1 protein-coding gene is annotated in these 399 nt (G+C 53.1%); it reads right to left on the bottom strand.

The window, feature by feature from the left end; all coding sequences use genetic code 11:
• Nucleotides 1-392 (bottom strand): PLP-dependent transferase (locus tag AY633_RS12255; protein ID WP_260804573.1); only part of this gene is annotated, 392 nt, incomplete at its 3' end.
• Nucleotides 393-399 lie beyond the last annotated feature (7 nt).

Below are 399 nucleotides of genomic sequence, written 5' to 3'. Positions count from 1 at the left end.
TAGATCTCCTGTTCATCGTTCATGCAAATAAGCGAATGAGCAATGCGATACTTTTCTTCCATAATTGACAATAAGCCGAGTGTACACCCAGAGATGCCTCGCGAGCACCGCACATGATCGCCCGCTTTCGTCAAATGTACCAGAATCGTACTGACTGCAGCCAGCCCTGATCCGAATGCCAGTGCACCGGATCCACCTTCGACCTCCGCCAACCGCTCTTCTAATACGCGCACCGGCGGATTGCCGAGGCGCGAGTAGAGGTTTCCGTCCTGCTCGCCAGCAAAACGGGCTTCTCCTTGTGCGGCATTTGCAAATGAAACAGTCGACGTCTGATAAAGGGGCGTCGACCAGCTGTCGTGATGCACTTTACTGTCATAGCCCTTGTGAATTATCGCTGCG

The organism is Planococcus maritimus (assembly GCF_001592825.1).
Taxonomy (GTDB): Bacteria; Bacillota; Bacilli; order Bacillales_A; family Planococcaceae; genus Planococcus; species Planococcus maritimus_C.
Note: the sequence above shows the minus strand (reverse complement) of the source record. Positions and strands in the feature narration are given on the sequence as shown.